This window comes from Streptococcus sp. k-163, assembly GCF_013277555.1.
Taxonomy (GTDB): Bacteria; Bacillota; Bacilli; order Lactobacillales; family Streptococcaceae; genus Streptococcus.
Map to the genome: position 1 here is coordinate 1 of NZ_VMND01000026.1, position 6,902 is coordinate 6,902.

The 6,902-nt window shown below is 37.9% G+C and carries 3 protein-coding genes; 1 reads left to right on the forward strand and 2 read right to left on the reverse strand.

The genetic code is table 11. The annotated features are described in order from the left end of the window. The coding region (locus HT731_RS09475) for a hypothetical protein (protein ID WP_173278631.1) at positions 1–254 on the forward strand (254 nt) is incomplete at its 5' end. Positions 255–432: 178 nt separating this feature from the next. Here HT731_RS09475 and HT731_RS09115 read toward each other — a convergent pair. Together HT731_RS09115 and HT731_RS09120 are read right to left on the reverse strand one after the other, a co-directional pair. Continuing rightward, positions 433–5,805 (reverse strand): Rib/alpha-like domain-containing protein, encoded by a 5,373-nt coding sequence (locus HT731_RS09115; protein WP_173278633.1) that lies wholly within the window; start codon positions 5,803–5,805, stop codon positions 433–435. A 569-nt stretch (positions 5,806–6,374) separates the two neighbouring features. Beyond that, positions 6,375–6,902, reverse strand: a 528-nt coding sequence (locus HT731_RS09120) for an LPXTG cell wall anchor domain-containing protein (RefSeq protein ID WP_173278635.1), incomplete at its 5' end; no start/stop codon positions are given.

Here is a 6,902-nt window from a genome sequence, read left to right on the forward strand (position 1 = left end):
GAGCTGGTGTTGTTACATCTACTGGTTGTGATGGTTTCTTATTAGGTTCTGTTACTTTTCCTTTTCCTGGGATATCTTTCTTAGGAAGTTTGTCATTTGGTACTTCACCTGAACCATTGTCGCCAATCGTAACAGTGATTGTAATTGGGTTTCCATCTTTATCTTCACCAGGGATTTCTACCTTAGTTCCTGATGGGTATGGTTTTCCATCTTCTTTCTTAGGCGTTACTACTGCATCACCATTTGGTTTTTGATTAATTTCAATCTCAACTGGTTGTTCTGTTGTTGGAGCACCTGGTATTATCTTACTTGGCGTTTCAACTGGAACTTCTTCTGTTGGTCTACCTGGTTCTGTAATCTTACCTGTTCCTGGAACTTTACCTTCTGGTAATTCACTGTTTGGTACTTTACCTTTTCCGTCTTCACCGATTGTTACTGTGATTGGTCTTTATCTTTACCTGGAATTTCTACCTTAGTTCCTGGTGGGAATGTTGAACCATCTGGTCTCTTCGGTGTTACTGTTACATCACCTGTCTTAGGATCTTGTTCAACATCGAGTGTTGGTGTCTTATGAGCTGGTGTTGTTACATCTACTGGTTTTGATGGGTTCTTATTAGGTTCTGTTACTGTTCCTTTTCCTGGAACAGCTTTCTTAGGAAGTTTGTCATTTGGTACTTCACCTGATCCATTGTCACCAATTGTTACTGTGATTGGGTGATCCTTATCTTTACCTGGGATTTCTACCTTAGTTCCTGGTGGATATGGTTTTCCATCTGGTTTCTTAGGTGTTACAATCGCATTTCCATTTGGTTGTTGAGTAATTTCGATTGTAGGAGTTTGAGTTGTTGGTGTCTTAGGATCTGTTCCATTTGTGATTTCTTCCTCATCTGGAATGCCATCGTTGTCATCATCTGGATCAGTCACATCTGGAATGCCATCTCCATCTGTATCACGTTGAATTTTAACTGGAACTTTGACTACAACTTCTTCTGTGCCTTTTTTCAGTTTAACTGGAATTTCGACTGTGCGTTCTTCTTCTTTTGGTTCCCAATTGTCTACTGTTGGTGTTCCTACTAGATTTCCGCCGTTATCAACTGTTAAACCATTTACTGGTTTATCTGTTGTAATCGTTGTACCTGGTTTGTTTGGTGTGATTACCTTAGTATTTGCTGGGACTGGTGTTTTTTCTGGGACAGTTTTTCCTGTTACTGTTCCTGTTAATTTATCCGCTACTTTTGGATTTGCATCTTCTGTATCTGGAATTCCATCGTTGTCATCATCTGGATCAGTCACATCTGGAATACCGTCTCCATCTGTATCGCGTTGAATTTTAACTGGAACTTTGACTACAACTTCTTCTGTACCTTTTTTCAGTTTAACTGGAATTTCGACTGTGCGTTCTTCTTCTTTTGGTTCCCAATTGTCTACTGTTGGTGTTCCTACTAGATTTCCGCCGTTATCAACTGTTAAACCATTTACTGGTTTATCTGTTGTAATCGTTGTACCTGGTTTGTTTGGTGTTACTACCTTAGTATTCGCTGGTACTGGTGTTTTTTCTGGGACAGTTTTTCCTGTTACTGTTCCTGTTAATTTATCTGCTACTTTTGGAGTTGCATCTTCTGTATCTGGAATTCCATCATTGTCATCGTCTGGATCAGTCACATCTGGAATACCGTCTCCATCTGTATCACGTTGAATTTTAACTGGAACTTTGACTACAGCTTCTTCTGGGCCATTTTTCAGTTTAACTGGAATTTCGACTGTGCGTTCTTCTTCTTTTGGTTTCCAATTGTCTACTGTTGGTGTTCCTACTAGATTTCCGCCGTTATCAACTGTTAAACCATTTACTGGTTTATCTGTTGTAATCGTTGTACCTGGTCTATTTGGTGTTACTACCTTAGTATTTGCTGGGACTGGTGTTTTTTCTGGGACAGTTTTTCCTGTTGCTGTTCCTGCTAACTGATCTTGAACAGTGATTCTGATTGATTTGGTTGATGGCGTATTGTTTTTATCGTATGCTGTGATTCGTACTGTATAGAATCCTGTTTTGGCATTCGTAGTTCCTGTAATTTGACCATTTTCGTATTTTAATCCTTGTGGTAAATTGCTTACCTGAATTGGATTATTATCACGCATTCCAACTCCACCTGGATTATCTACAGCTGTTACAGGGATTGGTGTAATTGGTGTGTTTTTAGTTACTGTTGCGCTTTCTGCTGTAATTGTTGGGCCTGTTACGTCTTTTACTGTAACTGGTACATCTACAGTATCACTTGATCCATCTGGATATGTAACTTTAACTACCGCATTTCCTGCATTTCCTGCTGTTGCAGTTGAAGTTGGTTTACTTTGTACCGTTAATGTTCCAGGGCCATAATTTGTTACTTTTGCTTTTACTGCTTCATCTGTGATTGGCTGACCTTGGTTAACTGTTAACGTGTCTCCTGTCGGATTATATTTGCTAGCTTGCTCTTGAACAGTGATTCTGATTGCTTTGGTTGATGGCGTATTGTTTTTATCGTATGCTGTGATTCGTACTGTATAGAATCCTGTTTTAGCATTCGTAGTTCCTGTAATTTGACCATTTTCGTATTTTAATCCTTGTGGTAAATTGCTTACCTGAATTGGATTATTATCACGCATTCCAACACCACCTGTATTATCTACAGCTGTTACAGGGATTGGAGTAATTGGCTCGTTTTTAGTTACAGTTGTATCATTGGCTGTGATTGTTGGTCCTGTTACGTCTTTTACTGTAACTGGTACATTTACAGTATCACTTGATCCATCTGAATAGGTTACTTTTACAACCGCATTTCCTGCATTTCCTGCTGTTGCAGTTGAAGTTGGTTTGCTTTCTACCGTTAATGTTCCTGGTGCATAGTTCTTCACTTTTGCTTTTACTGCATCATCTGTGATTGGCTGACCTTGGTTTACAGTTAACGTGTCTCCTGTCGGATTATATTTGCTAGCTTGCTCTTGAACAGTAATTCTTATTGTTTTTTCTGAAGAATTATTATTTTTATCATATGCTTTAATTTTTACAGTATAGAATCCTGTTTTAGCATTCGTAGTTCCTGTAATTTTGCCATTTTCATATTTTAATCCTTGTGGTAAATTGCTTACCTCAATTGGATTATTATCACGCATTCCAACTCCACCTGGATTATCTACAGCTGTCACAGGGATTGGCGTGATTGGTTCGTTTTTAGTTACTGTAGCATCTGCTGCTGTAATTGTTGGTGCTATCTTATCACGAGATGTTACAGTGAAAGTAAATGTTACTGGTTTAGCTGCGTGACCTGCATTATCAGTAGCCTTAAATGTAATCGTATTCGTTTTACCAACATCTTCTGCAGTTGTTGTAATTGTAATTCGTCTTGATTGTTCAGTATCCGTGTTTGTTAATGGAGTTGCAGATACATTCCCTGTAATAAGTCTACTACTATATTTCGTTGTTAAATCACTAGGATCAAAATTAACATGTTTATCGTCTCTTGCTGTTACTGTGAAGGTTACTTGTTGACCTTCTACTACGTTTTGGCTAGCTGGTGAGATTGTTAATGTAGGTGGTTGGTTATCTGGTGCTTCTGTTGGAGTAACAGGGTTACTTTTATCAGAAGTTACTGTTCCATTACTATTAGTAACTACTGTTTCAGCTTTAAGTGGTTTTCCTGGTAAAGGTTCTTTAACTGTAACTGTAGCAGTCTGTCCATTAGTTGTTCCAGTTCCGATAATTCTATCACCATCGTAAATATTAACTTTAGAATTGTTCGGTACTCCGTTTCCAACATTTACAGTAATTTGTTGATTTGGTAAGCCTTTTTTATGTTCAAGATTTGGTGTAATAATCGGTTGTTTTGGTTTAACGTTTAATGTAACTGTTCCATCTGAACCTGAATTTTTATCTTCTGAACTAGAACCATCTTTATAAGTTGCAATAGATTTATACTTGAATACTCCGGCTTGTGCTGTACTTGGTGAATTATTATCTTTCCAAGTCCAGTTCATACCTGCAGGGAATGATTTTCCATTTTTATGTGTAACATAACCTGAAGATACAGGGTTGATTGGATCTCCTGCATTATCTCCTACTGTTTTTGTAACTGTTAAACCTTTAATTGGATCTTTAGGTGCATCTGGATCATTTTGTAAACGAGTACCTGTTGCCCCCATAATATATGAGTAGCTAGTTCCAGATGCTTTTGTTACGGATGCCGCATATGCACGACCATAAGCATTCGCCTCTGCTTCAGTAATATTATTTTTCAACTTAATCTTCGCATGCATATGCATTGCATAATCGGTACTTTCTCTTCTGACATCTACCCCTAGATAATAAGATAGTCCTGGATAATTACCATTTTTATCTTTAGTAAGTTGATTTAGAGTAGGATCATCTTGGTTATATTTAAATACATCCCATCTTTGATTATTACGAGTCACCCCTGAATTTGGATCATAAAACGTATCTCTATCAGCATTAAAAATACGATATTGCTGACTCCATGGATTTGTGATTGTTGCAGTATTACCATATTGTTCGAATCCTTGGAAACCATCAGAAAGTCTTCTACCTCCAGTATTACGATAACGAGTAAATGTTAAATCCTTTACCGTATTAGATGGATCCATGATATTAAATGGCGCTTGGAAGTAATAGTGTTGTTGATAAGTGTTCTCTGTCATCTTATGTCCATCGTTATTGAAGAACACATCGTAGACAATCCATTTACCTTGACTATCTTCCATGTAGTAGGCTTTGATATCTGTTTTATTTAATGTTAATTCAGGCTCATTATTTCGAGTTCTTCTGCCTCCGTTTTTGTTAGGGTCAACAGAAGCAAAATATTTAATATTTGCTAAGGCTCCTGAACTAATCTGACCATTTGCTCTAAAACTTGTTCCTTGACCCATGCTCTTGCCATTACGTGAGTCACGAGCACCTGAAGTCAAACGTGTTGTAGCGTTTTTAACAGAGTTAAACATTCTCTTCACACGTTTTGTCATATCTTCAACATCGTTCAGAGAAACTGTTGTATTTTCAAGAACACCTTGAGCCAAGCCCAATAGTTCATTGGCTTTTTCAAGAACTTCTTTGCTAGTCTCCTGCTCAGGCAATTCCAAAACAGCTGCCTGCAATTGATCTACAGATACTTTCAAAGTATCTTTTTTAGCTGATACAGTTTGACTCTCTTCGCTGGCGCTTACTTCAGGAGAAGTTTGACTTGCTAGATTGTCGGCTGGCTTCTCAGTTTTATCTGCTTGTTTATCAACTTGAACCTCAGTTGCTTCCTTAGCAGCTGATACGACTGTCACATCTTTAGACAAGAGTTCTACAAGTTCATCGATATCCTTTTGAGCTAGCTCAGAACTTTCTAGGGCTTCTTTCCCTTTTTGAAGTCTGTCTGTAACAGGCGATACTACTGACTCGTCAAGGTTTAATTTAGTTGAAAGAAGAACATTTAATTCTTCAACTACTTTTTTCAACTTGGCTTTATCAACTGTAGACGCGCCAGGTGTAGCAGTTGTAAGCGCTTGATTTTCTGCGTCTACATTTTTTTCAGTAGTGTCTGTACTCTCTTGAGGCAACTTGGCCTCATCTTTAGGGTTTACTACACCCGCATTAAGTTGTGAAGTCTTGTCAACTAGACTATCCGCACTCGCAACGCGGGCACCCAAAAACATCAGCGCTGCAACAGCAACTGAAGCCGCACCGAAACTATATTTACGAATAGAAAAGCGCAAAACTTTTTCACGTTGCTGGCGCTTTATTCTATTGAGCGAATTTGACTTATTTTCCATTGTTCCTCCTTATGTTAAAACACAAAATCAAATTAAAAGTATTCTTCATGGCTACACTTCTTATAGTAACGCACCCATGAAGCCTACTATGATGAGCATGTTTACACATCACAGCTATCACAGCTATCACAGCTATCACAGCTATCACAGCTATCACAGCTCGATTATACCATTTTTAATATATTTACACAAGACAAAACTGTTTTATTCCATAGAATAAAGGATAAATTGTTTAACTATACACAAAATGTTATTATGTTATATTTTGAATACAACAAACTCTCTAGCTTTAAAATAAATCTGTAACCACCTATCGTATCAGATAATTCATCGTCATTTTTAATAGTAAAAAATAATCACCTAAAAAATTTAATGGTAACAAATGACTCACTCCATATCCCAATTAATAGCGTATCCAATTGAGAGCTTCTTAGTACAAAGATTAGCATCTACTTTCCAAAAACACAACAACGGCCTTGTACCTCTTAAAACGAGGAACAAAGCCGTTGTTTAATCTTTTCCATTCATTGTCCACTTAACAATGAACAGTTCATATTCTGACTAAATGTTTAGTCTTCTTTTTTCTTGCGAGCTACAAGTCCAAATCCACTCAATAGTCCAAGAAGTCCTAGAGATGCAAGAGCCGCATTTGATTCTGTTCCTGTATTTGGCAATACATTTTGAGAATCATTTGACTTAGCTCCATTATCAACAGTAGTCTTAGTATCTACCTGATTTGCATTCGGAGTAACTGCATTTGGAGTTGGAGTAGCTGGTGCCGGTTTATCTTGACCAGAATCTCCATTAGTATCAGGTTTGACTGGCGTATCAGGTGTCACTGGTGCAACTGGATTTGTATCTGTTGGTGTTGATGGTGTGACTTTACCTGGTGTTGTTACATCAGGAACTTCAACTGTTGGTTGACCTGGTTCTGTAATCTTAGCTGTACCTGGAACTTTACCTTCTGGTAATTCACTGTTTGGTACTTTACCTTTACCGTCTTCACCGATTGTTACTGTGATTGGGTTACCATCTTTACCTGGGATTTCTACCTTAGTTCCTGGTGGGTATGTTGAGCCATCTGGTTTCTTAGGTGT

Coding starts and splice junctions, on each gene's coding strand:
- HT731_RS09115 (WP_173278633.1), bottom strand. CDS start 5,805: ATGGAAAATAAGTCAAATTCGCTCAATAGAATAAAGCGCCAGCAACGT.